11 protein-coding genes are annotated in these 13184 nt (G+C 63.8%); 3 read left to right on the top strand and 8 right to left on the bottom strand.

Annotation, left to right across the window (positions count from 1 at the left end):
• Nucleotides 1–36: 36 nt before the first annotated feature.
• From CCX87_RS00625 to urtA, 7 genes are all read right to left on the bottom strand, one after another.
• Nucleotides 37–399, bottom strand: coding sequence for an FmdB family zinc ribbon protein (locus CCX87_RS00625; protein WP_087742982.1), 363 nt, complete (start codon nucleotides 397–399; stop codon nucleotides 37–39).
• A gap of 44 nt (nucleotides 400–443) precedes the next feature.
• A complete protein-coding gene (gene fmdA / locus CCX87_RS00620; RefSeq protein ID WP_087742981.1) occupies nucleotides 444–1673 on the bottom strand; it encodes a formamidase in 1230 nt (409 codons plus the stop codon).
• Between the two features lie 220 nt (nucleotides 1674–1893).
• A complete protein-coding gene (gene urtE, locus CCX87_RS00615) occupies nucleotides 1894–2583 on the bottom strand; it encodes an urea ABC transporter ATP-binding subunit UrtE (RefSeq protein ID WP_087742980.1) in 690 nt (229 codons plus the stop codon).
• 40 nt (nucleotides 2584–2623) lie between these two features.
• Complete coding sequence (gene urtD / locus CCX87_RS00610; protein ID WP_087742979.1) at nucleotides 2624–3367, bottom strand: urea ABC transporter ATP-binding protein UrtD; 744 nt, start codon at nucleotides 3365–3367, stop codon at nucleotides 2624–2626.
• Between the two features lie 19 nt (nucleotides 3368–3386).
• Complete coding sequence (gene urtC, locus CCX87_RS00605) at nucleotides 3387–4598, bottom strand: urea ABC transporter permease subunit UrtC (protein WP_087742978.1); 1212 nt, start codon at nucleotides 4596–4598, stop codon at nucleotides 3387–3389.
• Nucleotides 4599–4644: 46 nt separating this feature from the next.
• Nucleotides 4645–5559 carry an urea ABC transporter permease subunit UrtB gene (urtB, locus tag CCX87_RS00600; protein ID WP_087742977.1) on the bottom strand — a complete coding sequence of 305 codons (915 nt, stop codon included), beginning with the start codon at nucleotides 5557–5559 and terminating at the stop codon, nucleotides 4645–4647.
• A 129-nt stretch (nucleotides 5560–5688) separates the two neighbouring features.
• The gene (urtA, locus tag CCX87_RS00595; RefSeq protein ID WP_087742976.1) at nucleotides 5689–6954 is read right to left on the bottom strand and encodes an urea ABC transporter substrate-binding protein; all 1266 of its coding nucleotides are present in this window, start codon (nucleotides 6952–6954) and stop codon (nucleotides 5689–5691) included.
• A gap of 260 nt (nucleotides 6955–7214) precedes the next feature.
• Between urtA and CCX87_RS00590 the strand changes: the two genes are divergently transcribed.
• A complete protein-coding gene (locus CCX87_RS00590; protein WP_087742975.1) occupies nucleotides 7215–10655 on the top strand; it encodes a hybrid sensor histidine kinase/response regulator in 3441 nt (1146 codons plus the stop codon).
• Nucleotides 10652–11599, top strand: a complete 948-nt coding sequence (locus tag CCX87_RS00585; protein ID WP_232476450.1) for a response regulator transcription factor — start codon at nucleotides 10652–10654, stop codon at nucleotides 11597–11599. The genes CCX87_RS00590 and CCX87_RS00585 overlap by 4 nt, the downstream gene beginning before the upstream one ends.
• A 75-nt stretch (nucleotides 11600–11674) precedes the next feature.
• On the opposite strand, the gene CCX87_RS00580 is transcribed toward CCX87_RS00585, so the two are convergent.
• On the bottom strand, nucleotides 11675–12124 hold the full coding sequence (locus tag CCX87_RS00580; RefSeq protein WP_143218394.1) for a PACE efflux transporter: 450 nt from the start codon (nucleotides 12122–12124) through the stop codon (nucleotides 11675–11677).
• A gap of 121 nt (nucleotides 12125–12245) precedes the next feature.
• Here CCX87_RS00580 and CCX87_RS00575 point away from each other — a divergent pair, with 121 nt between their 5' ends.
• The gene (locus CCX87_RS00575) at nucleotides 12246–13184 is read left to right on the top strand and encodes a LysR family transcriptional regulator (RefSeq protein WP_087742973.1); all 939 of its coding nucleotides are present in this window, start codon (nucleotides 12246–12248) and stop codon (nucleotides 13182–13184) included.

Below are 13184 nucleotides of genomic sequence, written 5' to 3'. Positions count from 1 at the left end.
TGTTCTCCTGGTTCGTTGGTATGGCCCGGCGCAGCCTCAGTGGCTGATCATCCAGGGCCGTTTGGAAGGGAAGGCTTTGGCACCGCTGGGCGCCGTGACCGTGCCGCCGCGCTTGGCACCGCCTGCGCTGCAGCACCCGCAGCCCGAAGGGTGGCGCAGCCGGCCGTAGCTGCCGGCCTCCGTGTCGCGCGACGAGCGCGGCACGTGCCGGGCGCGCTCGTTGGTGTCGAATGCGCGGCGCTGCTCGGGACTCACGCAGGCCAGGTGCGGCGCGTGGGCGAACACCCGCGCCGCCGCCGCCCCGCAGTCCGGGCACGCGCAGGGTTCATTGCGCAGGGCGATGCTGCGCAATGCATCGAAGTTGCCGCAATCCGGGCAGGCGTAGTCGTAGGTGGGCATGGCAGGGCAGCACGTGGGTTGAAGGGAGGGCGGTAGCGCGGTGGTTATTTGTCTTGCGAGATCGGCATGTCCACGCTGCCGTCGAGCACCTTCACGGGGCCGGCGGCGCTGGGGTTGATGTCGAAGTCGAAAATCTCCGTCGGCAGCCACAGCGTGGCGCAGGCGTTGGGCACGTCCACCACGCCGCTGATGTGCCCTTGCACGGGGGCGGTGCCCAGCAGCGAATAGGCCTGCGCGCCGCTGTAGCCGAACTTCTTGAGGTATTCGATGGCGTTCAGGCAAGCCTGGCGATAGGCAATGGTCACATCCAGGTAATGCTGCTTGCCCTGCTCGTCCACCGAAATGCCCTCGAAGATCAGATAGTCCTTGTAATTAGGCGTGATCGGGCTGGGCTTGAAGATGGGGTTCTTGATGCCGTACTTGGCCATGCCGCCCTTGATGAGGCTGACCTTCATGTGCACCCATCCGGCCATCTCGATGGCGCCGCAGAAGGTGATCTCGCCGTCGCCCTGGCTGAAGTGAAGGTCGCCCACGGAAAGGCCACCGCCTTCCACATACACCGGGAAGTACACCTTGGAGCCGCGCGAAAGATCCTTGATGTCGCAGTTGCCGCCGTGCTCGCGCGGGGGCACGGTGCGCGCACCCTCGGCCGCCGCCTTGGCGCGGGCATCGCCCTGCAGCTTGCCCATGTGGGCCGTGGCCGGTGCGGGCGGATTGGCCAGGCCCGGCACGCGCGTGGGGTTGGTGGCGATGAGCTCGGCCTCGCGGGCGTTCCAGGTGTCCAGCATCTTCTGGTCGGGCAGGCAGCCGATCAGGCCCGGGTGGATCAGGCCCGCGAAGTTCACGCCGGGGATATGGCGGCTGCTGGTGAACATGCCATGAAAGTCCCAGATGGACTTTTGCGCGAGCGGAAAATGCTCATCGAGAAAGCCGCCACCGTTCTGCTTGCTGAAGAAGCCGTTGAAGCCCCACAGGCTGTCGTCACGGGCGCCGATGTCAAGCAGGTCCACCACCAGCAGGTCACCGGGCTCGGCGCCTTTCACGCCCACGGGGCCCGACAGGAAGTGCACGGTGGACAGGTCCACGTCGCGCACGTCGTCAGCGCAGTCGTCGTTCTTAATGGCACCGCCAGTCCAGTCGTAGGTCTCGAGCTTGAACTCTGCGCCCGGCTCCACCCACACAGCCATGGGGATGTCGGGGTGCCAGCGGTTGTGCACCAACGGGTTGTCGTAGGGCGATTGCTTGAGGTCAACCTTGATGAGGGTTTCGGCCATGGTGTGCTCCTAGAAGGGTGGTGAGAAAAAGGTGGAATGGAAAGCAAGCAAAGGAAACGGCGCGTTCCTCCTGGGGTCCGTGGCTGTCGCCCGCCCTTTTCCGGCGCCACCAAACGATGGCGGCCCAGCCGCACGGCCCGTATCCGCTACCGCGCAGGGCGCACAGCAACGCGGAAGAACGGTGAAGGCGCCCAGCGCCACAGTACGGTGTTGCATGCCTTCAGACAGAGAGGTACGCCTTGATGCGATCCTGGTCGGTATCGGCCCGCGCGGTTTCATGCACCAGGCGGCCACCCTCGATGACGAACAGCCGGTCGGCCACGTCCATGGCGAACGAAAGCACCTGCTCGCTCACCACGATGGTGATCTTGCGCAGCTTGCGGATCTCGTTGAGTGCCTTGGCGATGTCCTTGATGATCGAGGGCTGGATGCCTTCGGTGGGCTCATCGAGCAGCAGCACCTTCGGGTCGGTGACGAGCGCACGGGCTATGGCCAGCTGCTGCTGCTGTCCACCAGAAAGGTTGCCGCCCTTGCGCCGCCGCATGTCCCACAGCACCGGGAACAGGGCGTAGATGTCGTCGGGTATCTGGCGTGTCCTGGAGTTTTCCAGTCCGGTCTGGATGTTCTCTTCCACCGAAAGCGTGGGGAAGATCATGCGCCCCTGGGGCACATAGGCGATGCCCTTGGCCACCCGGCGAAAGCTCTCGTCCCGGGTCACTTCCTGGCCTGCCACGGTGATGTGGCCGCTCTTGACGGGCATGACGCCCATGAGGCTCTTGAACAGCGTGGTCTTGCCCATGCCGTTGCGGCCCATGATGGCCACGGTTTCGTTCTCGCGGCCCTCGAAGGTGATGCCGTGCAGCGCTTCGCTCTGGCCGTAGGCCACGAACAGATCCTTGACTTCCAACATGCTGGCGCTCCTGTGGTGGTATGCGTTGTAGTGGGCGAGCTCAGTGGCCCAGATACACCTCGATGACCCGGGGATCGGACTGCACCTTCTCCATAGGGCCCTCGGCCAGGATCTTTCCCTGGTGCATCACCGTGACCTTGTGGGCAATGCGCTTGACGAAGTCCATGTCATGCTCGATCACGATCACCGCGCGGTTCTTGCAGATGCGCTGCAAAAGGTCGGCCGTGAGCTCGCGCTCGCGTGCGCTCATCCCGGCGATGGGCTCGTCGAGCATGAGCAGCTCGGGCTCCTGCATGAGCAGCATGCCGATCTCCAGCCACTGCTTTTGCCCATGGCTGAGCAGCCCCGCTTCGGTGTCGAGTTTGTCGCCCAGGCCAATGTCCTCGGCCACCACCTGCACGCGCGCCTTGACCTCGTCGGTGCACTTGAAGGCCAGCGCCCCTAACACCGAGCGGCCTGCGGGGTAAGACACCTCCAGGTTCTGGAAAACCGACAGGTTCTCGTAGATGGAGGGCGTCTGGAACTTGCGGCCGATGCCCAGCCGCACGCGCTTGTGCTCGGCCATGCGCGTGAGCTCCTCGTTCTTGAACTTGATGCTGCCGCCCGTGGCGCGCGTCTTGCCGCAGATCAGGTCCAGCAGGGTGGTCTTGCCCGCGCCGTTGGGGCCGATGATCACGCGCAGCTCGTTCCTGTCGATGTACAGCGTGAGGGCGTCGATGGCCTTGAAGCCGTCGAACGACACGGTAAGGTCTTCCACGGCCAGGGTGAAGTCGGTATTGCTCATGAAGGGTACTCCGGTGGTTTCAGATGCCCTGGCGGCTCACACCGTCAGGTAACACATCAGAGGGCGCGGTCGACGACGCCACCGCTGGCCCCCCATCCACGGGCGGGCGCGCTACGGGTGGCATGCCTTTCGCGGACGCCTGGCGCAACGCCTCGCGGCGACCCTTCCACCAGGGCACCACATGGCTCTCCCACAGACCGGCCAGCCCCATGGGGAAGGCCATGGTCACGCCGATGAAAAGACCGGCCATGAGGAACAACCACAACTCGGGAAAACTCTCGGAAAAATACGTCTTGCCTGCGTTCACAAGCAAGGTGCCATACACAGCGCCCACTAGGCTCATGCGCCCGCCCACGGCGGCATAGATCACCATCTCAATGGACGGCACGATGCCCACGAAACTGGGCGACATGAAGCCCACCTGCAGCGAGAACATCGCGCCGCCAATACCCGACAGTGCCGCCGCCAGACAGAAGGTGAATACCTTGAAGTTGGCCACGTCGTAACCCGAAAAGCGCACGCGGTCTTCCTTGTCACGCATGGCCAGCAGCAGCGTCCCGACCTTGCCGGTCTGTATCCAGCGGCACAACACAATGGACGCGATGAGCAGGGCCACACACACGTAATAAAGGATGTACTTGGCACTGTCGGTGCGCGTGTCCCAGCCCCAAAGGGTCTTGAGGTCGGTCATGCCGTTCACGCCGCCGGTGTAGCCCTGCTGTCCGATGATGAGCACAGTGAGAATCAGCGCCACAGCCTGCGTAATGATGGCGAAATACACACCGCCGACGCGTCGCTTGAACATCGCAAAGCTGATAACCCAAGCCAGCAGCGTGGGCACCACGATGACCGCTGCCAGCGAAAACGGCAAGCTTTTGAAGGGAATCCAGAAGTTGGGCAGTTCAGTGATCTGATTCCAATCCATGAAGTCGGGAATGCCAGGTGTGGACTGGATCTTGGTACTGACGGGGTCCGATGCTTCCAACTTGAGGAACATGGCCATGGCATAGCCCCCGAGGCCAAAGAACACACCTTGTCCCAGGCTCAACACGCCACCGTAGCCCCACACCATCACCAGGCCAATGGCCACGAAAGCGTAGGTCAGGTATTTGCCCACCAGGTTCAGACGAAAAATATCGAGTGCGAGCGGCAACACCACGGCTAAAAGAACGGTGAGCAGCACCAGGCTGGCAAGCTGGTAGCGCAGGATCCAGGCTTTGAGCGCATTCATGGAAAAACTCCTGTGAACTCGGATTGATTTGGCCGATGCACATTGCTCATCGCCGCACCTTCGAAGCGAATAGCCCCTGTGGCCGCACCATGAGGATCAGCACGATCAACGAGAGCGTAATCATCTTGGCCATGGAGCCCGCCAGGAAGAACTCGGTGATGGACTGCGTCTGCGCAATGCCGAAGGCCGACACCACCGTGCCCAACAGACTGGCCGCGCCACCAAAGGTCACTACCAGGAAGGCATCCACGATGTAGAGGGAGCCCGATGTGGGGCCGGTGGACCCGATGGTGGTGAAGGCAGCCCCTGCCACGCCTGCAATGCCGCAGCCGATGGCAAAGGTGAGGCGATCGGTCTTCTTGGTGTCGATGCCGATCGCGTTGGCCATGACGCGGTTGCTCACCGTGGCGCGCACACGCAGGCCCCAGCGGCTTTTGTGCATGGCCAGCAGCACACCGCCAGTCACCACCGCCGTCAGCGCCAGCACAAAGAGGCCGTTGATCGGAATGTCCAGCCCCTCGGCAGGCGCCCACGAACCCAGCAGCCAGTCGGGCAAGGTGGGGCTGACCTCCTTGGGGCCGATGAAGGTGCGGAACGATTGCTGCAAGGCCAGACTGATGCCCCAGGTGGCCAGCAGGGTGTCGAGCGGGCGCTTGTAGAGGTGGCGAATCAGCCCCCATTCCACCAGCCAGCCCGCCGCAAACGCAAAGCCGAAGGCCGCCACGATCGCCAGCGGGAAGTAATACGAAATCATCTGCGGCGCATGGTTGGCCGCCAAGGTGGAGCCCAGATAGATGGTGTAAGCCCCAATGGTCATGAACTCGCCATGGGCCATGTTGATCACACCCATCTGCCCAAAGATGATGGCCAAGCCCAGCCCCATGAGCAGCAGCACGGCAAAGAGGCTCAAGCCTGCAAAGCCCTGCATCAGGCCAATGTTGAGCATTTCGGAAAAAGTCATGATGCAGCTCCTGCTTGGCGCGGCGATAGAAAATGGACGGCGGGTGACACGGGGCATCCCCTTGCGTGGGCGTCACCCCCTCCCGCACGGCGAGAGAGGGATGAAGCGGCCCAGCCGCTCAGGGGACGATTACTGATATCCCTTCGGGAACGGATCGGGCTTGATCAGTTGCGGCGACTCGGACACCACTTTGAAAGAAGCGTCCGGCATGCCCATGGCAATGCGAGACTTGCTCCACAGGTGGTGGTTGGCGTCCAGCTTCACATAGCCCTCGGGCGCGGTGGTCAGCTCAATGCCTGGCGATGCGGCCACCACCTTGTCCACATCAAAGCTCTTGGCTTTTTCGACCGCGGCCTTCCATAACCAGGGGCCCAGGTACCCGGCCTGGGTTACGTCGCCAATCACGGCATCCTTGCCGTACTTGGCCTTGAAGGCCGCCACAAACTTCTTGTTGTTTTCGTTATCGAGCGACTGGAAGTACTTCATCGACGAATAAAAGCCCGTGAAATTCTCTCCGCCCACACCGGTCATCTCATCCTCGGTCACCGACAGCGTCACGAGCAGTTGCTTGTCGCCCGTGATGCCCGCCGCCTTCAGCGCCTTGTAGAAAGCCACGTTAGAGCCGCCCACCACCGCCACAAACAGGCAGTCGGGCTTTTGCACCTTGATCTTGTTCATCAACGATCCGAAGTTGGTGCTGCCCAGCGGGTAGTACTCCTCGCCTACTACCTTGCCCTTCTGGAAGTTTTCGATGTGCTTGCGCGCAATCTTCATCGAGGTACGAGGCCAGATGTAATCGGAGCCAATGAGGAAGAAGCTTTTGGCCTTCTTCTCGGTCTTGGCCCATTCCAGGCTGTACAGAATCTGCTGCGTGGCTTCCTGGCCGGTGTAGATCACGTTCTTGGATTGCTCCAGGCCTTCATAAAACGTGGGGTAGTAAAGCAGACCGTTTTCCTTCTCAAACACAGGCAACACGGCCTTGCGCGAGGCGCTGGTCCAGCAGCCAAACACGGCCGCACAGCGGTCATTGATAAGCAGCTTCTTGGACTTCTCAGCAAACGTGGGCCAGTCGGAGGCGCCATCTTCCTTGATGACCTTGATCTTGCGGCCTAGTACGCCGCCCATGGCATTGATCTGATCAATGGCCAATTGCTCCGCCTGGATGGAGCCCGTTTCGGAAATCGCCATGGTGCCTGTGGCCGAGTGAAGCTGGCCCACTGTGACTTCCGTGTCGGTAATGGCCAACTTGGTGGTGTTGACCTGGGCCGTTGGCTGGCCAAACGACCAGGCGGGAAGGCCCGCCACAGAGGCAGCACCGATCGCCTGCAGGATGCGACGGCGGCCGGGTTCGGCTTCAACGGGATTGCTGAGGCGGGGGTCGGAGGGGTGGCTCATGAAGACGCTCCTTGCAGGATCGGGGTGAATGAAGGGACGGGACGAAAGCGGGTTGGTTGCGCTGTGGAATGAAGGTTAGGGACAACCCTTGAATGCGCCCATACGTCAATTAACGTAGGCCTGCGTATGCATCGCTTCGCGTGTCTTGCGCACGCCCTGCCCACGCTGTGTCTGCGGCCTTCACGCGCCTTGCCCCCTGCGCACTCGAAAACGCACCAACGAGGTGCACACCTAGAACGCTTCTTGCTTGCAGCCTGCGCATGGCCCTACCGCTCCCACCAGACGCCCAGCCCGCGCCACAAACCATCTTCCGGTTCCGACGTGAGTACAACGCGTGGGTGGCCGACGAGACCATGGAGGACTACGCGCTGCGCTACACGCCCAAGAGCTTTCGGCGATGGAGCGAGTTGCGCGTGGCCAACACGGCGTTCGGTTCGCTGTCGTTCCTGGCACTGGAGGCCATTGGTGGAGCGATTGCACTGAACTACGGCTTCAGCAACGCCATGTGGGCGATCCTCACCGTGGGGTTGCTGATCTTTCTGACCGGCCTGCCCATTGCCTACTACGCCGCACGCTACGGCCTTGACATGGACCTGCTCACGCGTGGAGCGGGCTTTGGCTACCTGGGCTCCACCATCACATCGCTGATCTATGCGGTGTTCACCTTCATCTTCTTTGCGCTGGAGGCGGCCATCATGGCGCTGGCACTGCAGATGGTGGTGGACTGGCCGCTGGAGTGGTGTTACATCGTCTCGTCGCTGGTAATCCTGCCTCTGGCCATGCGCGGCATCACGCTGATCTCGCGCCTGCAGGCTTGGACGCAGCCGCTGTGGCTGTTCTTGCTGCTGCTGCCTTTTGTGTGGATTGCGCTGGCCCAACCGCAGCTGTACCGCGACTTTGCAGGACTCTCGGGCCTCAAAAGCGGCAGCAGCCAGTTCGACCCGCTCATGTTCGGTGCAGCGGCTGCGGTAATCTTTTCGCTGGTGGTACAGATAGGCGAGCAGGTGGACTTTTTGCGCTTTTTGCCCGAGCGTACGCCCGCCAACCGCCTGCGCTGGTGGGGCGCCGTGCTGGTAGCAGGCCCCGGATGGATCATCATGGGCATGCTCAAGATGGCGGGCGGCGCCTTTCTGGCATTCGCCGCACTTCAGTTCGAGGTGGACGCTCAGCGCGCGGCCGAGCCCACGCAGATGTTCCTGGCCGGGTTCCACCAGGTCATGCAGGCTTTGGGCTTACCAGGGCTGGCCGTGGCCGTGACGGTGGTGTTTGTGGTGATTTCGCAGATCAAGATCAATCTCACCAACGCGTATGCGGGCTCGCTGGCGTGGTCCAACTTTTTCGCACGCGTCACGCGCAGCCACCCGGGGCGTGTGGTGTGGTTGGTGTTCAACGTGTTGATTGCCACGCTACTGATGACGCTGGGCGTGTTTGGCGCGCTGGAGAAAGTGCTGGCGGTGTACAGCAACGTGGCCATTGCATGGGTGGGCGCACTGGTGGCGGATCTGGTCATCAACAAGCCACTGGGCTTGTCCCCCAAGGGCATCGAATTTCGACGCGCCCACCTGTATGACTTCAACCCCGTGGGCCTGGGTGCCATGCTGCTGGCTGCCACGGTGGCCTGCGGTGCCTACGCGGGCCTTCTGGGCGAAGAGGCTGCTGCTTTTTCGCCCTTCATCGCGCTGGTGCTGTCGATGGCGCTGGCACCGCTGCTGGCCTGGCTGACGAAGGGCCGCTACTACCTGGCGCGTGCGCCGGGCAATGAGTGGCAGCCCGGCGAGATCGTGCGCTGCGCCGTGTGTGAGAACCAGTTCGAATCCGAAGACATGGCGCGCTGCCCCGCCTATGCCGCGCCCATCTGCTCGCTGTGCTGCTCGCTCGAATCGCGCTGCCACGACCGCTGCAAGACCGGCTCGCGCGCGGCCGACCAGTTACGCAGCGTGGTGATGATTTTGCTGCCGCAGCGCTGGGCCAGCAAGGTGAACTTCCGCCTGGGACAGTACTTGATGGTGATGGTGTCGCTGTGCGCGGTGATGGCATTTCTGGTGGGGGTGGTGTATGTGCAGGAGAGCCTGCAAACCCCGGCGTCCGAGCAGGTGCTGCAGATGCCATTCCTCAAAGTGTTCTCTTTGCTGATGCTGCTGGCCGCCGTGTGTGCCTGGTGGGTGGTGCTAAGTACCGACAGCCGGCGCATGGCACAAGATGAATCGGAGCGGCAGACGCAGCTGCTGCTGCAGGAGATCGAGGCCCACAAACGTACCGATGCCGAGCTGCAGGCCGCCAAGGACCGGGCCGAGTCGGCCAACCAAGCCAAGACACGCTATGTGGCAGGCATGACGCACGAGCTGCGTTCGCCGCTCAACAGCATCCTGGGCTACACACAGATCCTGCTCAAAAACCCGCATACCGAAGGCTGGATACGCGAGATGCTATCCACCATGCAACACAGCGGCCAGCACATGCATGCACTCATTGATGGGTCGCTGGAGCTGGCGCGCATTGAAGCGGGCCGTCTGCGGCTGGACATGGCACCGCTTCCGCTGCCCGAGCTGATCGAGAACATCGAAGCCATGCTCCGTCCGCAGGCCCATGCCAAAGGCCTTCACTTTGTGGTGGAGACGCTCGGCACCATGCCCGGGTGGATACGTGCCGACGCCAAGCGGCTGCGGCAGATCCTTATCAACCTGCTGTCCAACGCGGTGCGGTTTACCGAGCGCGGCGAGGTGAGGCTGCGCATGGACTTTCGCCCGCATGTCTCGCGCATCGAAGTCATTGACACCGGCATCGGCATCGAGCCCCAGGATATGGAACGCATCTTTGTGCCGTTTGAGCGGGGCAGCGCCGGGCGCCGGGCCAGCGAGGCAGGCACAGGTTTGGGCCTCACCATCACGCACCTGCTCACCGAACTGATGGGCGGTCAGCTCACGCTGACCAGCACCCCCGGCCAGGGCAGCACGTTCACCGTACGGTTGTATCTGCCCAGCATTGCGGTGGACCCGGCCTGGACCACGCCCAGCCGGGCCACGCTGCGCGCCGTGATTGGCTACCTGGCGCCGCGGCGCACGCTGTTGGTGGTGGACGACCAGCCCCTGCAGCGCCAATTGCTGGCTGGCCTGCTGGTACCCCTGGGTTTTGTGGTGCGCGAGGCCGCGAGCGGGCGCGAATGCCTGGAGATCGTGCGCCAGGAACCTCCCGACCTGGTGCTGCTCGATATCACCATGGACGACCTGGACGGCTGGCAAACCGCCACGCTATTGCGCGAACTGCGTCCGGCGTCCGAGTTGCCCATCGTGTTCGTGTCTGCCAATCTGTTCGAGCACGAGGCCACCCGGCTGGCGGCGCAGCAGTGCCAGGGCTTTGTAGGCAAACCGGTGATCGAGTCCGAACTGCTGCAGGCACTGGAGCTCGCGCTGCAGCTGGAATGGGTGCGTGACAACACCCCGCTGGCGCTTAGCCCCGAGCCCGCCACCGACCCCGCGAACCCGAACGGCACCCTGGCCACCTTGCCCGACGAACTGCGCGAAGACCTGACCCGGCTGGCGCGGTCCGGCCAGGCCGCCGCACTGCGCGAGCGACTGCGGCGCGCCCGCAGCGAACTGCCGGGCCACGCTGCCATGCTGGCACTGCTGCAGGCCAGTGCCGACCGCTTTGACTTTGAAACCCTGGTCCGCCACCTGCGCGAGCCCGAAGAGGGAACCCCATGACCGACGAACCCCACACGGGCCAGCACAGCAGTGAGCCCACCACTTATCCCACCACCCAGCAGAACTGCCAGCGCGTCATCCTGGTGGTGGACGACGCGCTCGACACCCTGCGCATGTTGTGCGATGCCCTGGCTGCCGAAGGCTACGCCGTGCTGGCCGCGCGAGACGCCGAAGAAGCCCTGCAGCGCTTTGACCTGACCGTACCCGACGGTGTCCTGCTGGACGCCGTGATGCCCGGCATGGACGGCTTTGCGCTGTGCCGCCAGCTCAAGGCCACGCCGCCCTGGTCGCATGTGCCCGTGGTGTTCATGACCGGGCTGTCCGACACCGAGCAGATCCTGCAGGGCTTTGCCTGTGGAGGGGTGGACTACGTGGTCAAGCCCCTGCGCATTCCCGAAGTGCTAGCCCGGCTGGCCACCCATGTGCGCAACGCCCAGGCCACGCGGCTCGCACGCGAAGCGGTAGACGTAGCCGGGTTAGGTGTGGTGGTCCTGGACGGCCAGGGCCGCGTTGCGTGGCGCTCACCCCAGGCATTGCGCTGGCTGGAAGCCGCATTTGGCGCCGACCCCGCCCCCAGCGTGGCAGCAACTGCATGGCTGGTGCGCGCGCAAGCCACGGGCGACCAGACCCTGGCGCTGACCGATGGCCGCCAGTTGCTGGCCCGCCACCTGGGCGCAAGCGGCTTGGCCGAATCCATGCTGCTACTGAGCCACACCACCCCCGAGGCAACCGCTCCACGCTACCTGCAGCAGGTCGCACTGACCCCGCGCGAGACCGAGGTGCTGTCCTGGCTGAGCAAGGGCAAGACCAACCGGGACATCGCCGACATCCTGGGCATGAGCCCGCGCACGGTGAACAAGCACCTGGAGCACATCTTTGAAAAGCTGGGGGTGGAGACGCGCACAGCCGCAGCCGCCATTGCGGGGCAGCTATTGCAGGTCTGACCTTGAATTTTTAACAAAAAGAGCTGCCAGCGCTAGATATACAAGCGCTGGCAGCTCTTTTTTATATAGCACTTGCTAAGACACCACGGATTGCGAATTCACCGCACCCTGTGCCGATGCAGGCAGGCCAAACACGCGGTCAAACACCCAGTTGAAGACAAAGGTGTAGCAAAGAAAAAAGACGATGAGCGCGAGGTCCATCACGAAGGCCTGCCACAGACTCACGTTGAACCACCAAGCGAACAGCGGCACCAGCGTGAACACCAGCCCGCCCTCGAAGCCGATGGCGTGGGCGATGCGGCGGCGCACGCTGCGCCCGCGCACGGCCTGGCGCGATTCCCAGCGCTCAAACGCCCAGTTGAACAGCACATTCCACAGCACGGCAATGGCCGAGGCCACCACAGAAGCCACGCTTGAATGTGCCGCGCTTTGACCCGTGAGCACCGCAAGCCCATAGGTTGCCACCACGATGGCGATCAACTCATACAGCGTGACGAAAAGCACGCGGCGCCACGGGCCCTGCAGGCTGAGGGCTGGCTTGCGGGGAAGGGCGAGAGAAGTCGGGCGAGAGGGCATGGGGCGACTTTATGTGTGCATTGCTGATACATAAAGTCAGCTTGTTTCAGTTTTTCTGATAATTGAGGCCATGGCTTTTTCTTCCGACAGCGTGCAGGTGTTTTTGGCCGTGCTGGACCGGGGCTCGTTTTCGGCGGCCGCGCGGGCGCTGTCGCGGGTGCCTTCGGCCGTGAGCATGACCATCGCCCACCTCGAAGCCGAGCTGAACGTGCCCTTGTTCGACCGCAGCGGCCGCGAGCCCCGCCCCACCGCCGCCGCGCGCGCGCTGGAGCCCCAGGCCCGGCTGCTGGCCGGGCAGCTGCAGCAGCTCAACGCCCAGGCGCTGGCGCTAACGCAAGGGCTGGAAGAGCGCCTGACGCTGGCCATTGCCCCCGAGCTGCTGGCCGCGCGCTGGAGCGGCCCGCTGGCCACGCTGGCGCACGAATACCCGCTGCTGCAGGCAGAGGTGCTGGCCGCGCCGCAAGAGGATGCCCTGGCCCTGCTGCACAGCGGGCGCGCGCAGCTGGCGCTGGTGTTCGAGCGCCCCAGCATCGACGGGCGCGAGGGGTTCCAGGAGGTGGGCAGCGAAACCCTGGTGGCCGTGATGGCCCGTCAGCACCCGGTGCTGGCCGCCGCGCGCGCCGCCGCAGCGGCGCGGGGCGAAGCACCCGAGCGCGCGCAGCTGCGCGAGGAGCACCTCACCACCACGCGCCAGATCGTGGTGGCCAGCCGCGATCTGGCGCAGACCGACCCGCGCTTTGTGTTTGCCCGCCACCACTGGCGCACCGACAACCACCTGGCCGCGCTGGGCCTGATCGAGGCCGGTCTGGGCTGGGGCTGGCAGCCGCGCGCGCTGGTGCAGCCGCGCATCGCGGCGGGCTCGCTGGTGGAGATGCCGTTCGAGAACCTCAGCAACGGCGTGGCGCTGTGGGTGGACGTGGTCTGGTCCAAGGAGCGCCCGCTGGGCCTGGGCGCGCGGCGTTTCGTGCAGCTGATTGCGCAGCAGGGTGCATCGGGTGCGGCGGCGTAA

Origin of the sequence: Acidovorax sp. T1 (assembly GCF_002176815.1) — a bacterium.
In the GTDB taxonomy this organism is placed as follows: Bacteria; Pseudomonadota; Gammaproteobacteria; order Burkholderiales; family Burkholderiaceae_C; genus Acidovorax.
This window is presented reverse-complemented; position numbering and strand designations above follow the sequence as displayed.

What these genes read in the sequence shown, in the direction of transcription:
- CCX87_RS00585 (WP_232476450.1), top strand. Translation starts at nt 10,652, where the DNA reads ATGACCGACGAACCCCACACGGGCCAGCACAGCAGTGAGCCCACCACT.
- urtC (WP_087742978.1), bottom strand. Translation starts at nt 4,598, where the DNA reads ATGAATGCGCTCAAAGCCTGGATCCTGCGCTACCAGCTTGCCAGCCTG.
- urtE (WP_087742980.1), bottom strand. Translation starts at nt 2,583, where the DNA reads ATGTTGGAAGTCAAGGATCTGTTCGTGGCCTACGGCCAGAGCGAAGCG.
- urtD (WP_087742979.1), bottom strand. Translation starts at nt 3,367, where the DNA reads ATGAGCAATACCGACTTCACCCTGGCCGTGGAAGACCTTACCGTGTCG.
- CCX87_RS00590 (WP_087742975.1), top strand. Translation starts at nt 7,215, where the DNA reads ATGGCCCTACCGCTCCCACCAGACGCCCAGCCCGCGCCACAAACCATC.
- CCX87_RS00625 (WP_087742982.1), bottom strand. Translation starts at nt 399, where the DNA reads ATGCCCACCTACGACTACGCCTGCCCGGATTGCGGCAACTTCGATGCA.
- CCX87_RS00575 (WP_087742973.1), top strand. Translation starts at nt 12,246, where the DNA reads ATGGCTTTTTCTTCCGACAGCGTGCAGGTGTTTTTGGCCGTGCTGGAC.
- urtA (WP_087742976.1), bottom strand. Translation starts at nt 6,954, where the DNA reads ATGAGCCACCCCTCCGACCCCCGCCTCAGCAATCCCGTTGAAGCCGAA.
- fmdA (WP_087742981.1), bottom strand. Translation starts at nt 1,673, where the DNA reads ATGGCCGAAACCCTCATCAAGGTTGACCTCAAGCAATCGCCCTACGAC.
- urtB (WP_087742977.1), bottom strand. Translation starts at nt 5,559, where the DNA reads ATGACTTTTTCCGAAATGCTCAACATTGGCCTGATGCAGGGCTTTGCA.